The organism is Paenibacillus sp. SN-8-1 (genome assembly GCF_050995535.1).
GTDB lineage: Bacteria > Bacillota > Bacilli > Paenibacillales > Paenibacillaceae > Fontibacillus.
On record NZ_CP194782.1, the window covers coordinates 4,389,126 to 4,406,722 of the forward strand.

The window sequence follows — 17,597 nt, forward strand, 5'->3', positions numbered from 1 at the left end:
CGAGCTTCATGCTTTGAGCTTTATGTTTCATACTATAAGTTTAAAAATCCATGCTAAGCGCTTCAGGCTTCAATTCAAAAGGCCATGCCCCGGAACACCGCGGCATGGCCTTTTTGATGGCTTGCATAGTTTCTGCATTGAGCAGATTCAACCATGCGGTTCCCCGCTGCTTGTTCCCTCTTGTGTAACCTATGGGCATGGCTAACTCTAAGAAACTTATTGCAGCATGGCCTCCGCGATGGTCAGGAAGTCCTCTCTTTCAATCTCAAGATGGCCAAAGCGGAAGCGGTAGCCCCAATTGGTTACGCCCCTGGTGAAGCTGAGCTGCTGAAGTAGGGTGCTGATCTTCACCTCTCTGCACGGAGAATAGCGAATATCACGCCGGAAGGGAACGAAGGTCTCTGACATGCGGTATTCGTACACCCGTTCATCCACGACTTGTCCAATCGCCGTGAAGGCTTGAAGCGGCTGTCCATTCGTCATATCCGTTCGAGGCGAGTAATAAATAAGCCAGTCACCGGGCCGCATCCGCTTGAGCGGTGCTGACTTGCCGTGGCAAAGCTGGGCGAAGCCGCCCGCGACTCCACGAGCCACATGGGAGGCGGATACGACGCCGATCCAGTAGCGGCTCTCATCCTGCAGCTGCAGCTCCAGCTGCTGCAATTCATTTTGCATGTCTAACGCCTCCTTATTCTTATATGGAATGAACTAAAGAAATGAACGTTTGAATCAAGGCTGATACTTGTTGTGCAAGAAAATCATTCACGCAGTCTTTAGTTCAATCCATATAACTAATCTGATTATATAAAAAGGCTACTGACACCATCCTGTCAGTAGCCTTTTTGCTGTCTCTAAAAATTTATGTCGACCCTCTACAGAAAGTAGCCTGATAGGGATAACTTCAATATCCGAAGTGTATCCCACTTGCCTTTTAGATCAGGATATCTATCGTCCCTGACCCACCAGATGCGCTTCGACTTACTGCGGGTGCACTCTGATCCGTGGATCCCTGCTCATTTGGCTTTGGCTTCGGCTGGCTGCTGTCACCTCCGGCGGATTTCGCCTGCTGCTGGGCTATCCTCTGCTCAATTTGCTTGATCTGCTGCTCCAGCCGCTGCACCTTGGCTTCCTTTGTCTTCGAATCGTCTTTGCTCTCGGACTCCTGCTTTAACTGAGATTGCAGCTTCTGCAATTGCTTCTCAAGACTGGTCGTGTCGCTGGTAGTAGACACTGCACTGTAGCTGCTGCTTCCGGTCACGGATGAAATACCCACTTGTCATTCCCCCTGCTTGATTTTGGAATTCAGACTACACTATACATAGTCAACCTAAATTTAAACTGAATGCAGCAAAAAAAAGGCAATAAACACCGGCCTTGCGGGCTGGGCTTATTGCTCGCTGTGCTACTATTTATTTAGCTAAAAAACACGTTGTCCACATTGTACTTCGCCTTAAGCTCTTGATTAGGGATCTCCAAAGTGCTTTTTGATTCTGGGTCCCAGCTTTCTCGCTTTACCTACGAACGGGTTTCTATATTTTTTTAACAAATTCAGATTTAAGCTTCATTGCGCCAAAGCCGTCTATTTTACAATCAATATCATGGTCTCCATCAACCAGACGTATATTCTTCACTTTGGTCCCCATCTTCAGAACGGATGAACTCCCTTTAACCTTAAGGTCCTTGATTACCGTTACAGAATCCCCATCCTTTAGGGCATTTCCATTGGCGTCTTTGATAATCTTCTGATCTTCACCATGTTCATTCGGTGATCCTGGAGCCCACTCATGAGCGCACTCCGGGCATACAAGAAGGCTTCCATCTTCATATGTATATTCTGAGTTACATTCTGGACAGTTTGGCAAGTTTGACATGATTTGATGATCCCCGTTTCTAATAAATTATCGTTTCATCTTAAAAAGGCACATAAGGAATTTCTTGTCCTTACATGCCTTTATAGTGTCACAGTCTTCACCTATTGACAAGCCACCTGTCAAAGGTCTTGAGCTGTCGTCAATCATGAATGCCTACATGCTCACTGCCAGATCTTAACCATTCACCCCATGCTCCGCTTCCCACTTGGATATCTCCTCACGCACCCGCGGGGCGACTTCGGTACCAAGCAGTTCAATAGCCCTCATTACATCCTTATGTGGCATGGAGCCGACTGGAACGTGCAGGAGAAAGCGAGTGATACCCACGTGCTTGCGCAGGTGAATAATCTTCTCCGCCACCGTCTCGGGATCGCCTACATACAGAGCCCCTTCAAATCTGCGCGCGGCATCAAAGCTGGCACGGGTATACGGCCCCCAACCGCGCTCGCGCCCAAGCTTGCTCATACTGGCCTGTGTGGAAGGGAAGAACTTGTCTGCGGCAAGCTCGGTATTCTCTGCAATGAAGCCGTGTGAATGCGAAGCAACCGGAAGCTTCGAGACATCATGCCCGGCATGAGCCGCGGCCTTCTTATACAGCTGCACGAGCGGAGCGAACTGCAAGGGACTGCCCCCAATGATGGCTAGCACCAGCGGAAGTCCAAGAAGACCCGCACGGACAACGGACTCTTGGTTCCCGCCGCTGCCAATCCATACGGGAAGATGATTCTGAACCGGACGTGGATATACACCAAGGTTATCAATTGCCGGCCGGTGACCGCCGCTCCAGCTTACCTTTTCGGACTCACGAATTTTGAGCAGGAGCGCAAGCTTCTCCTCGAACAATTGGTTATAATCATCCAGATCATACCCGAATAAAGGGAAGGATTCGATAAAAGAACCCCGGCCTGCCATAATCTCCGCACGCCCATTCGATATACCATCAAGTGTGGCGAAGTCCTGGAATACCCGTACCGGATCGGCAGAGGAGAGGACGGTCACCGCACTGGTCAGCCGAATTCTTGAGGTCTGCGAGGCTGCCGCCGCGAGCACAACCGCAGGGGAAGACGCCGCATAATCCTCACGATGATGTTCACCTACCCCAAATACATCCAGCCCTACCTGATCTGCAAGCACAATCTCCTCGACTACTTCGCGAAGCCGCTCTGCGTGACTAATCACCTCTCCGGTATGAACGTCCGGCGTTGTTTCTACAAATGTGCTAATCCCTATCTCCACATGTAACCCTCCTGCAATGTAGTGTCTATATTATGTTCATAAACATCGTTATAGTTACATTATATTATATAGTGACTTACATTTTTATGATAGTATGCAATTTAAGGAGTTATTATAGTTGAACTTAAGAACTCTCATAGGTAAGAGCATGACCGATTCTGAAGAAGCTAAGAATATGCCTTTCCCATCAACAATTTTGAGATTCCCCGGCGTTTATGATAACGTTTACAGTGTTGGCATTAGCGCCGATCCTGCCGTTGTTGTTACATAGTTAAACACTTATTATTCAATTATCACCCTAACACCGAGGAGGAAGTCTATCATGAGAACGATCAAGCTTGGAAGCAGCACTTTGGAGGTACCTGTCATCGCGGTCGGCTGCATGCGCATTAATTCGCTGGACAAGCCGGAGGCTGAGCGCTTTGTGCAGACGGCATTGGATGAAGGAGCTAACTTCTTTGATCATGCCGACATTTACGGCAGCGGTGCATGTGAGGAGATCTTCGCCGAGGCGATTCATATGAATGCGGATATCCGGGAGAAGATCATCCTTCAATCCAAGTGCGGAATCCGTCAAGGGATGTTCGATTTCTCCAAGGAACACATTCTGAATTCCGTTGATGGAATCTTGAAGCGTCTGAGAACGGATTACCTCGATGTTCTGCTGCTGCACCGTCCTGATACTCTCGTAGAGCCGGAAGAAGTTGCCGAGGCTTTCAATCAACTGGAGTCCTCCGGTAAAGTACGCCATTTCGGAGTATCGAACCAGAATCCGATGCAAATTCAGCTTCTCAAGAAATTCGTGAAGCAGCCGCTTGTAGCTAACCAGCTGCAGCTCAGCATCACCAACTCTACGATGATCTCCAGCGGATTCAACGTAAATATGGAGAATGAGGCAGCGGTTAACCGGGATGGCGGCATTCTGGACTACTGCAGACTGAACGACATCACCATTCAGCCTTGGTCTCCCTTCCAATACGGATTCTTTGAGGGCGTATTCCTTGGAAGTGACAAGTTCCCCGAACTGAATCAGAAGATTGAGGAAATTGCAGGCAAATACGGAGTTAGCAATACGACCATCGCAGTCGCGTGGCTGCTGCGCCATCCTGCCCGCATGCAGCCGGTGATCGGGACGATGAATATAGAGCGCCTGCAGGACTGCTGCAAAGCCAGCGAGGTCCAGCTGACCCGTGAGGAATGGTACGGCATTTACCGGGCCGCGGGCAATGTGCTGCCTTAAACGGCTGCCAAGTAGCACGGGATACAGGAAAATCGCGGGCAATTTTGAACTATACCTGATTACCTTGACCCCGCCGTCAATCCAAAGAGAGGCTCCCCCGAATCAGCGGGGGAGCCTCTCTTTATGTCTCCAGCTAAGACCCAGCTGGAGATTAATGCACCTGATCCAGCAACCGGTAAGCTTCTTCCTTCGTCTTCACAGCAAGCAGCGCTTCTCTGAATGGATCGTCCATCAGCTTGCGGGACAGCATCTGCAGCACCTTCAGGTGTGCGTTCTCTTTGCTGCTGCGCGGCACGGCGATCATGAAGATCAGCTTGGCCTCACTTCCGTCCAGACTCTTCCAGTCCACTCCGTCCTGCTTGATGCCAAATACCACGCTCGGCTTAAGCACGGCGTCCGACTTGCCATGAGGAATCGCGATATTTAGGCCGATACCCGTCGAGCTTTCTTCTTCGCGGGCCAATATGGCCTTTTTGAAGTCACCGGCAGAGCGTACGGCTCCATTTCTCTCCAAGATTCCAATCATTTCATCAATTACAGCATCCCGGGATGCTCCCGCAAGATCCAGGTCAATTAAATCCATGGTCAATATATCCGTTAATCTCTCGATATGAACGGCTGACGCCTCGTCCCCGGTTCGTTCCTGAGCCGAAGCCGCGGACGCGGTTGTCGTTACAGGTTCTGTTCCCGCATCCTCTGCGGCAGTGCCTGCTGGAGATCCAAGCGCGGCTGCTCCAGCCACGGCCGGAGCGCCGATATCCTTTTTCAGCAGACTGATAAGACCAACGGTCACCGCCGCGCCTACGATAACGGCGATGAAGAACATGAGCACATGGTCAACCGCGCCAAGCACAGCTACAATCGGTCCGCCATGGGCTACTCGGTCACCCACATGTCCGAGCATCGCGATCACAGATCCGGTCATCGACCCGACCATGATACTTGGAATAACCCGGAGCGGGTCCTGTGCGGCGAAAGGAATCGCGCCCTCCGTAATCCCGAACAGCCCCATCGTGAACGAAGCTTTACCGGCTTCCCGTTCAGATGGTTCAAATTTACGTCTATTTATCATTGCCGCAAGTCCCATACCAATTGGCGGGATACAAATAGCCGCCGCGATTGGACCCATAATTTCATAGTTGCCTTCACCGATCATAGCGGAACCGAACAGGAACGCCACCTTGTTCACCGGACCGCCCATATCGAAGGAGATCATCGCGCCTAGAATCAGAGCCAGCAGAATGGAGCTGGTTCCCTGCATACCCGCAAGCCACGATGTCAATGCCTCGAACAGCTGTGCAATGGGGGATCCAATCACGAATACAAAGATTAATCCTACAATTAATGATGCGAGTATGGGGATAATAATAATAGGCATAATGGGCTGCAGCGCTCTCGGAACCTTCAGCTTTTTGATGCCAAGTGCCACATAACCCGCCAGGAATCCGGCGATAATTCCGCCGATGAAGCCAGCCCCCGCCTCACTTCCATAAAAGCTGCCGTTAGCCGCGATAAATCCGCCCACCATACCTGGGGCAAGACCAGGTCTGTCCGCAATACTCATCGCGATGAAGCCTGCCAGTATCGGGACCATGAACGTAAAAGCCGCTCCGCCGATGTCCTGAATCGTCTTCCAGAAGGAGCCTTCCGGGATGACTAGACCGCCCGGCGTCTTCTGTCCACCGAGGGTCAGCGCGATGGCGATCAGGAGACCGCCGATGACGATAAACGGCACCATATAAGATACCCCGTTCATCAAATGGCGGTACACCGGATTTTGCTTCGATTTCTTCTCCTGCTTGATATCCTCAGCCGATCTGAGCTGTGCCCGGTAGACGGGGACATCTCCGCTGATCACCCGCTGGATCAGCTCTTCTGGATGGCGGATGCCTTCCTGTACGCCAACCACAAGCAGTTTTTTGCCGACAAACCGGTCCTTCACCACCGTCTTATCCGCTGCAATAATAATCCCGTCCGCTTCACGGATGTCCTGCTCAGTCAGCTCATTCTCCACACCGATAGAGCCTTGGGTTTCGACCTTCATCTCAATGCCAAGCTTGGCTGCCGCCCGCTGAAGGTTCTCAGCCGCCATATACGTATGTGCAATTCCGTTAGGACAAGAGGTAATCGCTAATATCTTCATAGTCATTCTCCTTTGCCTTGATGTTTCCGCTTACATTTTAAGTATAAACATCAGAAGCGTGGTTATCGGACTAATTTTTTACCGGAACTTCCGGAAAAAATGTTTTTTTCTTCCCACAAAAAAAGCAGGACCCCCTGGGTCCCGCCTGCTGCTTCATCTATAACTACTCTGAATCTGATTCACCCTTCAGCCTGCTTAGGAATTTCATTACGTCAGTCTCTTTGGACAAGACGCTCACATGAGCCGGCCGCTCACTGATCAGGGACAATTCCCTGAACAGCTGACGCACTTCCTCCCGCTCCTCATTCTGCACGGCGAGCATGAATACAAGCTGCACCTTCTCACTTCCCCAGGCAAGCGGGTGCTCTAAGGTGGCGATCGCAAGCGCTGATTGCCGGATCAGCTCCGGGCTGCCATGAGGAATAGCAATGCCTCCTCCAATAGTCGTAGCTGACATCTTCTCTCTGGCCAAGGCGCTCAGCGAGTACCCCGCTTCGACATACCCCTTGTCCGTCAACACCTGAGCCAGCTTGGTGATGATCTGTTCCGGTGTCTTGGCCTCCTGCTGGAGAAAGATGAGAAACGGTGTAGTGTACTTCAAGAATGCTGATTCTTCTCTGACGCCCGGTTCATCCAGCTGTCTGATCTCCTGCTCCAGCCTGCGCTCGTCCCTGGTCTCAAGCAGAGGGGACACCAGAACGTGAGGGATCTTCAGTTCAGGAAGATGAACCGTAGAAATAACCAGATCCACCTCATGATCCGTCAGATAGTCCTGAACCTCCGCTTTGGCCATAGAGGCTTTCACCTGCACCAACGGAAACTTCCGTTCTATCTTCGACCTGAGCAGCTGGGACATCCCAATGCCCATATGGCATACAATGATCACCTTCTTGGGATGGGCCCTGTCTTGATGAAGACGTTCAATAGAGGCCTGAAAGTGCAAGGCCAAGTAAGCGGCCTCCTCCTCGGGAATTGGGACGGGAAGCATTTCACCAAGCTCCCCCAGCGCCAGGATAACCCGGTCGAACATATAAGGATACATCCTCTTGATCTCGGCCAGCATAGGATTGGCTACGGGCAGACCATAACGAAGACGGTTCAGTGTCGCATACAAGTGGACCTTCAAGCCATTCATCAGCACATCGTCTTCGGAGAATTGAACCCCGCTTCGCTCCGACATTCTGTGAATCAGCTGATTGACTAGACCGGGCAGGTGTGAATCACGGTCCATCAGTGTACCCTCTCGTCCCCCGCCGTTCTCCTCGCGGTAATGAAGCTTACCACCAAGCAGATGCAAGGCTAGATAAGCGGCCTCCTCCCGGGGAAAAGCCACAGCGAACACCGGTCTCAGACCTCGCAGCAGCTCCTCCGCCCAAGCAAATTCCACCTTTTCCCGCAATAATTCAATTTCCTGTTCCGGGAGGGAGATCGGCTGTTTGAGCTTGGTCCGTTTGATCATCAGCAGAACATGCAGAATCAGACTCTCGAAGGCTTCATCCGTGAACGGAAGGGAGTGCCGCTTCTGCAAGGCTCTTAATTCATGGTAGACGGCGGAGACCTCGTGAGGTTCAAACTGCTTCCTCACCATCTGCCCGGTAAGCTCCGGGCTGTCAATCAGCTGGTCCAGGCGGGCCAGAGCCATCCTTTTGTTCTTCTCGGAACCTCCAACTACAAGGCCCACTCGCTGCTTGGAAATTAAGGATAAATCAAAGCGCTGCAGCCATTCCTCAATTTTGTCCAGGTCCTTGCGAATGATCGTTTTGTTCACGAAATACTCCGCGGCCAGCTCCTGAATAGCAACAGGCCTCGTATCCATCAGCAGCTGATAAGCCAGACGCAGAACTCTCTCCTCGTCAGACTCATGAAGTGACCTAACGTCCTCCGCGTACAGATCATGGAACAGCTCAGTCCGATCCGCTTCCTCAATCTCCAGATAGATACCCAGACCAGGTTTTCTCACGAGACTGGCCCCCGAGTTCCTGTTCATATATTCCTCGATAACTTTCAGATCGCTCCGGATGGTCTTCTCTGAGCATCCTGCCAGATCGGCAAGATCCTGAACTAGCCACAACCTGCTCTCTTCCGTTAACAGCGCATATAAAATCTCTTTTTGCCTATTGTTCATCCGCTTCACCTGTTATCCACTCTTATTATGGAGAGTTCACCCTTAGAAGGGCAGTCATATCATGTATAATAGCCCAAGCCGCCGCACTAATCTATCCATTTAAAACGAATTAAAGCGAAGCCTTCAGTGAAAATTCAGGTTGGACCTATATGCTATTGGCCATAGAACTGATTAGGCGGGGGCAGATTAATGAAAAAGGTAACTTATGTAAAGTTTATTCTGGATATTCTAATGGCACTTACATTTGTGCTGCTATTCAATAAGAGAGTGCTCGGGGGACTGGCCTTCCATGAGATCGCGGGGCTGGCCATTTCGGTGGCCTTCATTACGCACATCCTGCTGAATCTGAACTGGGTGGTCAAAGTAACAGCCAAGCTATTCGACCGCAAATTACCCGGCATGACCCGGTTTAGTTATCTCCTGAACTTATTATTGTTAATTTCGATGACCTTTATTGTGATAAGCGGCATATTGATCTCGGAGATCGTATTTCCGAACCTTCATATCGGCAACACACCCTGGTTCAAAATGTCCCATATCTCCGTCTCCTTCTTTGTACTGATATTAATCGGGGTTCACGTCGGTCTGCACTGGAAGTGGGTCGTCAATGTCACGAAAAAAATAGCAAGGATCAAGTCCTCAAAGGCACCGCTCGGGATCATCGCAAAAGTACTGGCCGCTCTTATTCTTTTATTTGGCGGCTATCAGATGTATTCCACCCAATTTGTCTCCAGAGTTCAGGGTATTGGGACCGTATTTAACATGACCAACTCAGGAACACCACCCGCCGGCTTCAAGCAGCGCGGAGGTGACATGCGCGGCGAGAACCCGAACTCTGGGGAGCGCCCAAATCGCATGGAGGGGGGTCACCGGGAAGGTGGTTTTGGCGGCGGCAGTCCAAATGCGCTTGGGGTTATTCTGACTTACTTCGGTATTATGGGGGTATTTGTCATTCTCACTTATTACTTAACCAAGCTGGGCAGCCGAAAAAAACGCAGAAACGCAGCAGCCGCAGAGCTGGATTCCTAATAACACAGAAGAAGTCCCCTGTTTAGAACAGGGGGCTTCTTTGTGGCAGACTATAAAAATGGGTTCCTAATCTCCCCTACCTAAGAGCGTAACAACAGTCCTTTCTTGCAATCAGGGCGGCGCTCAGCGTGCGGTCTCTAACGTCAAGGTAGACTCATTCAGACTCAGCAGCTCATTCAAAGAAATTTGATCTACAATACTCGTATCCTTTGCCCGGTCCCCTCGGTCTTACTACGACTGTACCCAGGTTCGTGATATCGCCAAGCCCCACTCCCTTAGGGAAGCTGTGGGCAAAGATGACCTTATTGGTCCCCGAAGACTGAGTTTTCTCCAGTACAGATGTCAGGGCAGCAAGCGTGCTGGCCTGCTCAGCCGGGGTTACTTGTCCGCTTAATTTATAAATTTGCACCCAGAAGGGATCGACCTGAACATTTCCCCTGCCAAAAGCCAGCTCCGCCGATTCTCTTGTTCGGCAGAACGGACTGGCCTGAACCGGAATCTGAACAGGGATTCTAAGGCTCCTCAGCACTTCCCCGTACAGCTTAGCCTGTCTTCTGCCTTCTTCTGTGAGATTCTTCTGAGTCCTGCAATTCCCGAAGTCAAGATCGGGCTGATCTTCACCCACTCCAGCCTCCCCGTGCCTGACGTATAGAATATATCCCCCTTGACGAAGAGAATTTAGCAGCGCAGGGTTCACCGGATTCCCCTCCGTCTTACTCCCTTCGGCGCCAATGATAGGCGCTGGAATCATAAGCAGCAGCATTAACAAGCAAATACCTAGCAACTTTCTCATTCACATATCTCCTCCCGCAGGCAGCACATTTTGTAGGTATCGTGTGCATTTGGTGGAACAAATAAACATGAATAGTAGACATCCCAGTCTATATTTTTAACACTCCTCATACATTATGAAAACATTCACCTCCTATACTTGGTAAAAAAGTATAAAGGGGATTATGTCTACATGTCTAAGGTTAAAGTTCTGCTCGCTTCTACTCTAATCGCAGGGATGCTGGTGCCTGCCGCGAGCGCTGCTACAAGTAATTCAGATTACGTTGGGCTACGCCAATCACTTGAGAATATTGGGGCTAGCATCAGCTGGGATAATGAAGATGCAGCTGCCTCCTTCAAGCTATCCAACGGCATCACCGGTCTCGTTACCATCGATAAGTCGAAGTACCGCCTGGCTGGACAAGAAGTTAAGCTGGCTCAGCCAGTCAAGCTGGTTAACGGGAAGACGCTCATTCCGGCTTCACTCCTTCAAAGCATCCTTGCGGAGAACAACAAGTACCGGGATGCCAAGGACGCTATTCCTACGTTCACCGTGAAGGCTCAAGGGGAGACTGAAGCCGTGGATTCCAAATCCGGCGAGGATGCGGCTGACGATCCGGCGATCTGGCTGGATCCGCAGAATCCTGCCGGGAGCAAGCTCGTGGCTACGAACAAAGCCGGGGGTATCCTCGTCTATGATATGAACGGCAAACAGCTGCAATCCTACCCAGTCGGCAAAATGAACAATATCGACCTGCGTTATGATTTCCCGCTTGGCGGCCAGAAGGTAGATATCGTGGCAGCGACCAACCGGACTACGAATACAATTGATGTATTTACCATCTCCGGTGCAAACGGTGAGCTTAAGAACGTAGTGGCAGAACCGATTAAGTCAAAAATGGGCGAAGTCTACGGCTTCAGCTTGTATCACAGCCTGAAGACCGGGAAGTTCTACGCCTTGGTGCTCGGGAAGAAGGGTGAATTCGAGCAGTACGAGCTCTCAGATAACGGCAGCGGCAAAATAGCCGGTAAGCTGGTTCGCGAGTTCCGCTTGTCTTCCCAATCCGAAGGTATGGTCGCTGACGATGAGTATGGCAATATCTATATTGCCGAAGAAGACGTGGCCATCTGGAAATACGATGCAGAGCCGGACGGCTCCAACAAGCCTAAATCGAAGGTCGACATTGCAGATGGACGCCGCCTGCAAGACGATATCGAAGGATTGACTTTATATTATGGTAAAGATGGATCCGGTTATTTGATTGCTTCCAGCCAAGGCAGCAACAGCTATGCCATTTATAACCGCACAGGAGATAACGCCTACATCAGCAATTTCACCATTGGAGATGGCGATCAAATCGACGGAACCAGCGAGACCGACGGCATCGATGTGCTGGGTGTGAACCTCGGGGACAAATACCCGAACGGTGTCTTCGTATCCCAGGATGACGCCAATATGCAGGATGGCAAGAAGCTGAACCAGAATTTCAAAATGGTGAGCTGGGACCAAATTGCTAACGGTCCTGCCAACAAGCTGGAATCCGGAAACGGTGCGGATCCTAGGCAGCTGGTGAACCGCAACACGAAATAACCAAGACCGGCAGAACCCGGCTGGGATCAAGAAGAACACATACTCCAACCGCCCGAATTAGTACTAGAGATTCGGCGGCTGGAGTATTTTATTTACAGATATCAGATCATCCTAAGGAGAGATTCAATGCTTAGCTCAAGCAACAGGTTAAAAGAGCTTCTTCTGATGCTTATCCCCGTACTTATTGCCCTACTTGGATTCTTAGTTCTGTATGACTTCCCCAAGGAAGTCGATATCGAATACCCGCTGTAGAATATATAGGTGGTGATAAATTATCTTCTACAAGTACAAATATCCGAATTAAGGGGACTTTGAGGAGACCTCTTCTGCGAGATTCCAGCTTTCGTGGACAAGTAATTATTGATAAATATAAATTTACTGAGAGCTATGACCTCATTGATATTGTATTCAATAGGAGAATCTTGAATGGGATAGGTTCCCTGTCATACACTCGGGTCAATAACGGCAAGCCTGATCTGCAAATGCTGGGTACGATTTGGATTTCAGGCAATTTTGATCAATTAAATATTTGGGTTAGTAGAAAGACTGGTGCAGCGGATCAATCGGCACCGCATCCAACTATTTCAGCGCCAGCTTGGACATATGAAGAAGCCGTATCCATTAACAGCTTGTTTCACTAGTCTGGGAACCGCAGCCGTGTGTTAGTTATATAGCTCTCACCGAATTGTCCGCCCTGCAAGATCAGATTGATTACCTGTATTCTTATAATTATGATTACCAGATCCTCCGCTTGGACGAAGCATGCCTCCAACAAGCCGAAGACCCTGCTTGCGTGTTATGAATCGCGATAGTTGCGCCCCGATATAATTCTGCACACCCGGAACGAGGTACACTTTTCCTTCCCTAAGCGCACGGAGGGCACCTTCTACGACTCTTTCGGGCGTTTCTTTCTTTCCAACAGAAGCATCTTCCGTTCCTACAACATCAAAGAAGCCGGTATCCGTCGCACCGGGACAAAGTGCGAAGAATTGGATACCCCGGTCGCGGTTCTCCCACCATAACGCCTCCGTAAACGACAGGACAAAAGCCTTCGTCGCCCCATATACAGCCATGTAGGGAAGCGGTTGAAATCCGGCGGTTGAAGCCACATTGATCACAGTACCTGAGTTTCTGCGCAGCATATCCGGTAAGAATAAGTGAGTCATATCCACAACAGCGGCGACATTGAGCATAACTTCCTCATGCTGACGCTCACCAGACACTTGTTCAAAATATCCATGTGTAGCAAAGCCTGCATTATTGACCAACAGTTCGATATCCACCTTCAAACGCCGACATTGCTGATATAACTCGCTAGGCGCGCCTTCTTTCGATAGATCCATAGATATAACCTCCGCTTTGATCCCATACCTCTTGTGCAGCTCTGCTGCCAGGCTCTCAAGCTTGCTCACAGACCTGGCCACGAGTACCAAATGACTGCCTTGCTTGGCTAGTTGTCTCGCGAATTGTTCTCCAATACCGGAAGAAGCTCCCGTGACGAGTGCCCATTTTCCTTGAAAATTCATAGTGTAGCCTCCTTTTCGTTACATGGTTATGTATTGGAAACGACGTTACCAACTGGTTAAAGGCACTCCTTTATCACCAAGAAAATTAAGATCTTTCCGAGATCGGTAACAGCGTTTCCTTTCGAACTCATTGTAACTACGCTGTTTTAGAAAGTCAATGCGATTTTGGAACATCCCACGTCTCATTGACAACGATCTATTCACTGTATAAGATTCTTTGTAAGAAAATAAGAAACATTGTTTCCAATATGGAATGAACTAAAATTCAGCAAAAGGCTTACAGAGCCAAGAGTTCGTTCACGCAGTCTTAGTTCAATCCATATATCGAAAACATGATAGCCGAAGGTGACGATGATGAGTGACCAGGATAACTCCGTTAATACGGACACAAGAGTGTTAAAAACTTATAAAGAGGCTCGCTTAGAGAATACTGAAGCTCTACGCAGACTCGTTGTTGATGCGGCAGCCACGCTCTTGCAAGAAGAGGGACCGGAAGCCGTTACGGTGCGTAAAGTAGCGCAGAAAATGGATTGCTCGACAAAAATCATATATAACTTATTTGTCAATAAAGAGGGCTTGGCTCAGCAGCTGTATCTGGAAGGCTGTAAGCTTCTCGCTAACGAATTTGAGAGGACGCCGCAAGCCGCTGATCCGGTGCAGCATTTGCTGAATCTAGGGGAGACCTTTTGGCAATTTGGGCAGCGTTACTCCAGTTATTATAAGCTGATGTTCGGAGGAGCCTTCGCAGATTTCAAACCGGACGAAGAAAGCCTGCATGGGACCGTAACCGCCATGCGGCAGTTATTGACCTTGATCAGCAATGCCCACGAGCAAGGACTAATCCCCCGCCAGTACGACACGGAATCCGCTGTACGAGCAGTCTGGGCCTCGCTCCACGGCGTTATTCATCTTTACATGAGTGGACACTTGGGAGATGTGCAATCAGCTCATGCCGTATACAAGCAAACTCTGTCCATGATAGTCAGTTCGTTGTTGCCAGATCAACGCGCCTAAGTGCACTCCAGACAAATTCACGCAAAAACAAAGTGGCTTGACGGTACTCCGTCAGCCACTTTGTTTTTGATTACCCCTTTTAGACGCTAAAGAAGTTCCAGCTGTACAAGTAAATCACAAGGCCCGCCGCTGCGGCCAGGTATAGAACCTGCATAACCGTGACGCGCTGTTTGCGGACAATCCTGACTATCAACCTCGCGATCAAGACGAATAGCAGCAGGACTGGCAGGTAGAGGAACAGGTAGGACCATGAAGGTATTCCATTAACGAACAGCTCTGAAGTCGATATGGCAAACAAGAAATAGACTACGAATAAGACAGAGACCAGGGTGCTAAGCCAATCGAAACGCGCCTTCTTATGACGCAGAATCCCCACAATCCATAAGATCAGAGCAAGAATCACCTGCAAAGGATAGACCAAGGCGAGGCCAAGAAGAATGCCAATATTCAAGGTAGGATTATAGATTGGCGAATTCTGGCGCTCGTACTCCATCGTTGGAATGGAGCTTAATGCCAGGGTGTGATTCTTCGCATCCACATAGAGCAGCTCCTGGGAGCTTTCATTCCGAAATAGATCGGGTCCAATCTGCAGATAACGCTGATCGTTCATGGTAATTACACCATCTTCCACAGCTTTCAAGGGAACTGCAGACAAGTTCTGCCCGAAGTTGAACGGGCCATGAAGATGTGCGCGGTTGGGAATATAATAGCCTTCAATGCTCTTTAATTCTTGGACGGTTGCCGGATTCGTTGCTCGCGTTAGCTTAGGGGTATCAGGGTAGAATCGATTCAGATAAGCCCCGATAAGCTGCTCTATCACGTTGGTCCCTTCCCCTGAATTGGTCGATATGAAGATGCCTGTATGCTCAGAAGGAAGCAGATACATATACGACTCGAATTCGTCAATGCCTCCGTCATGCTCGATCAGCCTAAGACCATTCTGATAACGTTCATAGAAGCCATAGGCCATCCCCGGCATGTTCTTATTGATAGTGAACTGCGTCTGATGCATGAGCTCGGCAGTCTTGTCCGAGAGAATACGGCTGCCCTCATATTGCCCCTGCTGGAGATGGGCGATCATATAATGGGTCATGTCCTCCGCCGTTGAGTTCAGCGCGCCGGCAGGGAGGTGATGAATATAGGAATAGGGGGCAGCCTTGTAGGTCCCACTGTCATAAGAATAGCTTCTTGCCAAGTTAGGCTCCGACTCTTCAAAGTGGAAGCTGGAATGGTTCATTTGAAGCGGCTTGAAAATGCGCTCACGAATTACATCCTCAAATGGCTTACCGGATAACTTCTGTACCAGGTAACCTGCTAGCGAAAGCCCCTGATTGCTGTATGCAACCTGCTCTCCAGGCTTCCGGCAAAGGCTGGGCAGACCTGTCTTTATCGCATCCTCAAGTGATACCTGCCTATCCTTATCTCGACCTACAGCATAGATGGACTCACAAAAGCCCGCCGTATGTGTCAGAAGATCATGCACGCTGATCGGACGATGATCGATATAAGATAAGTTAAGGTCCGGGATATATTGTTTGATATCCTTGCGAAGGTCAATCTTCCCTTCCTCATACAGCTGCATGACCGCCGTAGAGGTGACAGACTTCGAGATAGACCCGACACGGAAGATCGTCTTGTAGGGATCAGCGGGCACCTTTTGCTCAAGATTGGCATATCCATAGCCCTTCATTAGGACAGCCTTACCATCCCGCACCACCGACACCACCGCACCAGGCACATGATATTCCTGCATCTTGCTATTCATGAACTCATCCAAAAAAGTCTCCAGCTGCCCCTTGTCCGGAGCGGACGCGCTTACGGAAGCAGGAAATACGGAGCATAACAACGCTGCGAGCAGCAGCAAGCGTACATATCTTGATTTGATTAACAAGAGAAAGCCCTCCCATAGATGAACCTCGAAATAATTAAGTTCAGTCTATCAGAGCGGTCTTTCCCGCAGCTGTCAGAATTCTTAAATCTACCTTAAGCTTAGTTGCGGGACCGGTTCCTCTTCAGCTGGAGTACGAACAAGTGATATCACATTTAGGGGGCATACTCATTCTTCTATTCGCTGCTTCATCAGGAATTGGCTGAATTTATTAGAGCTCCATATCTCATGAGTAATGAATTTGCCATTATAGAACAAACCAAAGGTAGTCCATACAGTCGGCGCGTTCTTCGCCTCTTCCCTCGTGGTAATCCTGTAGGCCTTAAAGGGAATGCCCTGATCCTCTGCTGCTTGTCCCAACTCTTCCAGCATGCCCACAGCAAATGGACACTGAGCGGTATAATAGATGGCTATACCATCATGGTTAGGAGAGGATACTGCCTGGTTAGTAAAAGACGGGACATTCGCCTGCTCATTCCACGTCCATGCCGCTAATTGAAAGTAAGGTTCAGCTTGATCTACAATCTTGAACCCCATATGTTCAAAGAAACGTTTATCGCTTAGATACGGGTAATTCTTCTTCCCTACGATATGAACAATCCCATCCATACCACGTTCTATAGCATCTTCCTTGCAATAGTTCAGCAATTGCTTGGCATATCCTTGATTCTTATATCTGCCGGAGACCCACAAACAGTTGATATACATGTAATTGGGGGCATCAATAGGAACCCATGCGCTCTCGGCAGGTAGATATTCAATAAACACCTTCGCCCGTTCATCCAGGCGATGAAATACCAACCCCTCATCCATTCGTTCCGACAACCATTTCTTCTTCTCATTAACTGCATTCTCATACTGTTTGGCACCTAACGCGCAGCATATATGCTCAGTCCCGATATTATGCTTGGTAATTTGAATAAACCCCATGTCTCCTACCTCCAATGGCTATCATTTCAGTCGGGTGGAAGCCAGTTTGTACGCGCTGGGGAGCTATGGCTTGTGCCGTTGCAGCTTCCTTCTTTTCTCATACATCGATCGACAAAAAGCCCAAAAAAGTTTCACGTGGAGCAAATTTATTGTCTTATCTTCCAAATAAATCGAAGAAAAGGAGCTATATAAGACGCAATTAAAAATTGACTTGAGGGTAAGGTGTAACGGAG

Annotated in this window: 18 protein-coding genes; 7 read left to right on the top strand and 11 right to left on the bottom strand. The window is 49.4% G+C overall.

Translation table 11 applies throughout. The annotated features are described in order from the left end of the window. Positions 1-40: 40 nt before the first annotated feature. From ACRRNK_RS21505 to ACRRNK_RS21525, 5 genes are all read right to left on the bottom strand, one after another. Complete coding sequence (locus ACRRNK_RS21505; RefSeq protein ID WP_433944628.1) at positions 41-199, bottom strand: hypothetical protein; 159 nt, start codon at positions 197-199, stop codon at positions 41-43. A gap of 17 nt (positions 200-216) precedes the next feature. Further along, positions 217-675 (bottom strand): EVE domain-containing protein, encoded by a 459-nt coding sequence (locus ACRRNK_RS21510; protein WP_433944629.1) that lies wholly within the window; start codon positions 673-675, stop codon positions 217-219. Between the two features lie 256 nt (positions 676-931). Then, positions 932-1,273 carry a FlxA-like family protein gene (locus ACRRNK_RS21515; RefSeq protein WP_433944630.1) on the bottom strand — a complete coding sequence of 114 codons (342 nt, stop codon included), beginning with the start codon at positions 1,271-1,273 and terminating at the stop codon, positions 932-934. A gap of 256 nt (positions 1,274-1,529) precedes the next feature. After that, positions 1,530-1,871, bottom strand: a complete 342-nt coding sequence (locus ACRRNK_RS21520) for a zinc ribbon domain-containing protein YjdM (protein ID WP_433944631.1) — start codon at positions 1,869-1,871, stop codon at positions 1,530-1,532. Between the two features lie 174 nt (positions 1,872-2,045). Continuing rightward, entirely contained in the window at positions 2,046-3,107 is a 1,062-nt protein-coding gene (locus ACRRNK_RS21525; RefSeq protein WP_433944632.1) for an LLM class flavin-dependent oxidoreductase, read from the bottom strand. Between the two features lie 118 nt (positions 3,108-3,225). On the opposite strand from ACRRNK_RS21525, the gene ACRRNK_RS21530 reads away from it, so the two are divergent. Together ACRRNK_RS21530 and ACRRNK_RS21535 are read left to right on the top strand one after the other, a co-directional pair. Beyond that, positions 3,226-3,378 (top strand): hypothetical protein, encoded by a 153-nt coding sequence (locus ACRRNK_RS21530; RefSeq protein ID WP_433944633.1) that lies wholly within the window; start codon positions 3,226-3,228, stop codon positions 3,376-3,378. A 51-nt stretch (positions 3,379-3,429) separates the two neighbouring features. Continuing rightward, on the top strand, positions 3,430-4,347 hold the full coding sequence (locus tag ACRRNK_RS21535) for an aldo/keto reductase (protein ID WP_433944634.1): 918 nt from the start codon (positions 3,430-3,432) through the stop codon (positions 4,345-4,347). Between the two features lie 151 nt (positions 4,348-4,498). On the opposite strand, the gene ACRRNK_RS21540 is transcribed toward ACRRNK_RS21535, so the two are convergent. Both ACRRNK_RS21540 and ACRRNK_RS21545 read right to left on the bottom strand, forming a co-directional pair. After that, positions 4,499-6,490, bottom strand: coding sequence for a fructose-specific PTS transporter subunit EIIC (locus ACRRNK_RS21540; RefSeq protein ID WP_433944635.1), 1,992 nt, complete (start codon positions 6,488-6,490; stop codon positions 4,499-4,501). A 163-nt stretch (positions 6,491-6,653) separates the two neighbouring features. Beyond that, positions 6,654-8,615 (bottom strand): BglG family transcription antiterminator, encoded by a 1,962-nt coding sequence (locus ACRRNK_RS21545; protein ID WP_433944636.1) that lies wholly within the window; start codon positions 8,613-8,615, stop codon positions 6,654-6,656. Positions 8,616-8,804: 189 nt separating this feature from the next. Here ACRRNK_RS21545 and ACRRNK_RS21550 point away from each other — a divergent pair, with 189 nt between their 5' ends. Continuing rightward, on the top strand, positions 8,805-9,644 hold the full coding sequence (locus ACRRNK_RS21550; protein WP_433944637.1) for a DUF4405 domain-containing protein: 840 nt from the start codon (positions 8,805-8,807) through the stop codon (positions 9,642-9,644). A 172-nt stretch (positions 9,645-9,816) separates the two neighbouring features. Here ACRRNK_RS21550 and ACRRNK_RS21555 read toward each other — a convergent pair whose 3' ends face one another. Next, entirely contained in the window at positions 9,817-10,437 is a 621-nt protein-coding gene (locus ACRRNK_RS21555) for a histidine phosphatase family protein (RefSeq protein WP_433944638.1), read from the bottom strand. A gap of 171 nt (positions 10,438-10,608) precedes the next feature. On the opposite strand from ACRRNK_RS21555, the gene ACRRNK_RS21560 reads away from it, so the two are divergent. The 3 genes from ACRRNK_RS21560 (at position 10,609) to ACRRNK_RS21570 (ending at position 12,647) form a co-directional block, all read left to right on the top strand. Further along, complete coding sequence (locus ACRRNK_RS21560; RefSeq protein WP_433944639.1) at positions 10,609-12,006, top strand: phytase; 1,398 nt, start codon at positions 10,609-10,611, stop codon at positions 12,004-12,006. Between the two features lie 126 nt (positions 12,007-12,132). Beyond that, entirely contained in the window at positions 12,133-12,258 is a 126-nt protein-coding gene (locus ACRRNK_RS21565; RefSeq protein ID WP_433944640.1) for a hypothetical protein, read from the top strand. Positions 12,259-12,317: 59 nt separating this feature from the next. Then, on the top strand, positions 12,318-12,647 hold the full coding sequence (locus ACRRNK_RS21570) for a hypothetical protein (protein ID WP_433944641.1): 330 nt from the start codon (positions 12,318-12,320) through the stop codon (positions 12,645-12,647). Between the two features lie 36 nt (positions 12,648-12,683). Here the strand turns inward: ACRRNK_RS21570 and ACRRNK_RS21575 are convergent, their stop codons facing one another. Then, positions 12,684-13,532, bottom strand: coding sequence for an SDR family NAD(P)-dependent oxidoreductase (locus ACRRNK_RS21575; protein ID WP_433944642.1), 849 nt, complete (start codon positions 13,530-13,532; stop codon positions 12,684-12,686). A 354-nt stretch (positions 13,533-13,886) separates the two neighbouring features. Here ACRRNK_RS21575 and ACRRNK_RS21580 point away from each other — a divergent pair, with 354 nt between their 5' ends. Next, entirely contained in the window at positions 13,887-14,546 is a 660-nt protein-coding gene (locus ACRRNK_RS21580) for a TetR/AcrR family transcriptional regulator (protein ID WP_433946969.1), read from the top strand. A 79-nt stretch (positions 14,547-14,625) separates the two neighbouring features. Here the strand turns inward: ACRRNK_RS21580 and ACRRNK_RS21585 are convergent, their stop codons facing one another. Both ACRRNK_RS21585 and ACRRNK_RS21590 read right to left on the bottom strand, forming a co-directional pair. After that, the gene (locus ACRRNK_RS21585; RefSeq protein ID WP_433944643.1) at positions 14,626-16,437 is read right to left on the bottom strand and encodes a serine hydrolase domain-containing protein; all 1,812 of its coding nucleotides are present in this window, start codon (positions 16,435-16,437) and stop codon (positions 14,626-14,628) included. A gap of 165 nt (positions 16,438-16,602) precedes the next feature. Continuing rightward, positions 16,603-17,364: a GNAT family N-acetyltransferase gene (locus tag ACRRNK_RS21590; protein WP_433944644.1), complete on the bottom strand. Its 762-nt coding sequence runs from the start codon at positions 17,362-17,364 to the stop codon at positions 16,603-16,605. Positions 17,365-17,597 lie beyond the last annotated feature (233 nt).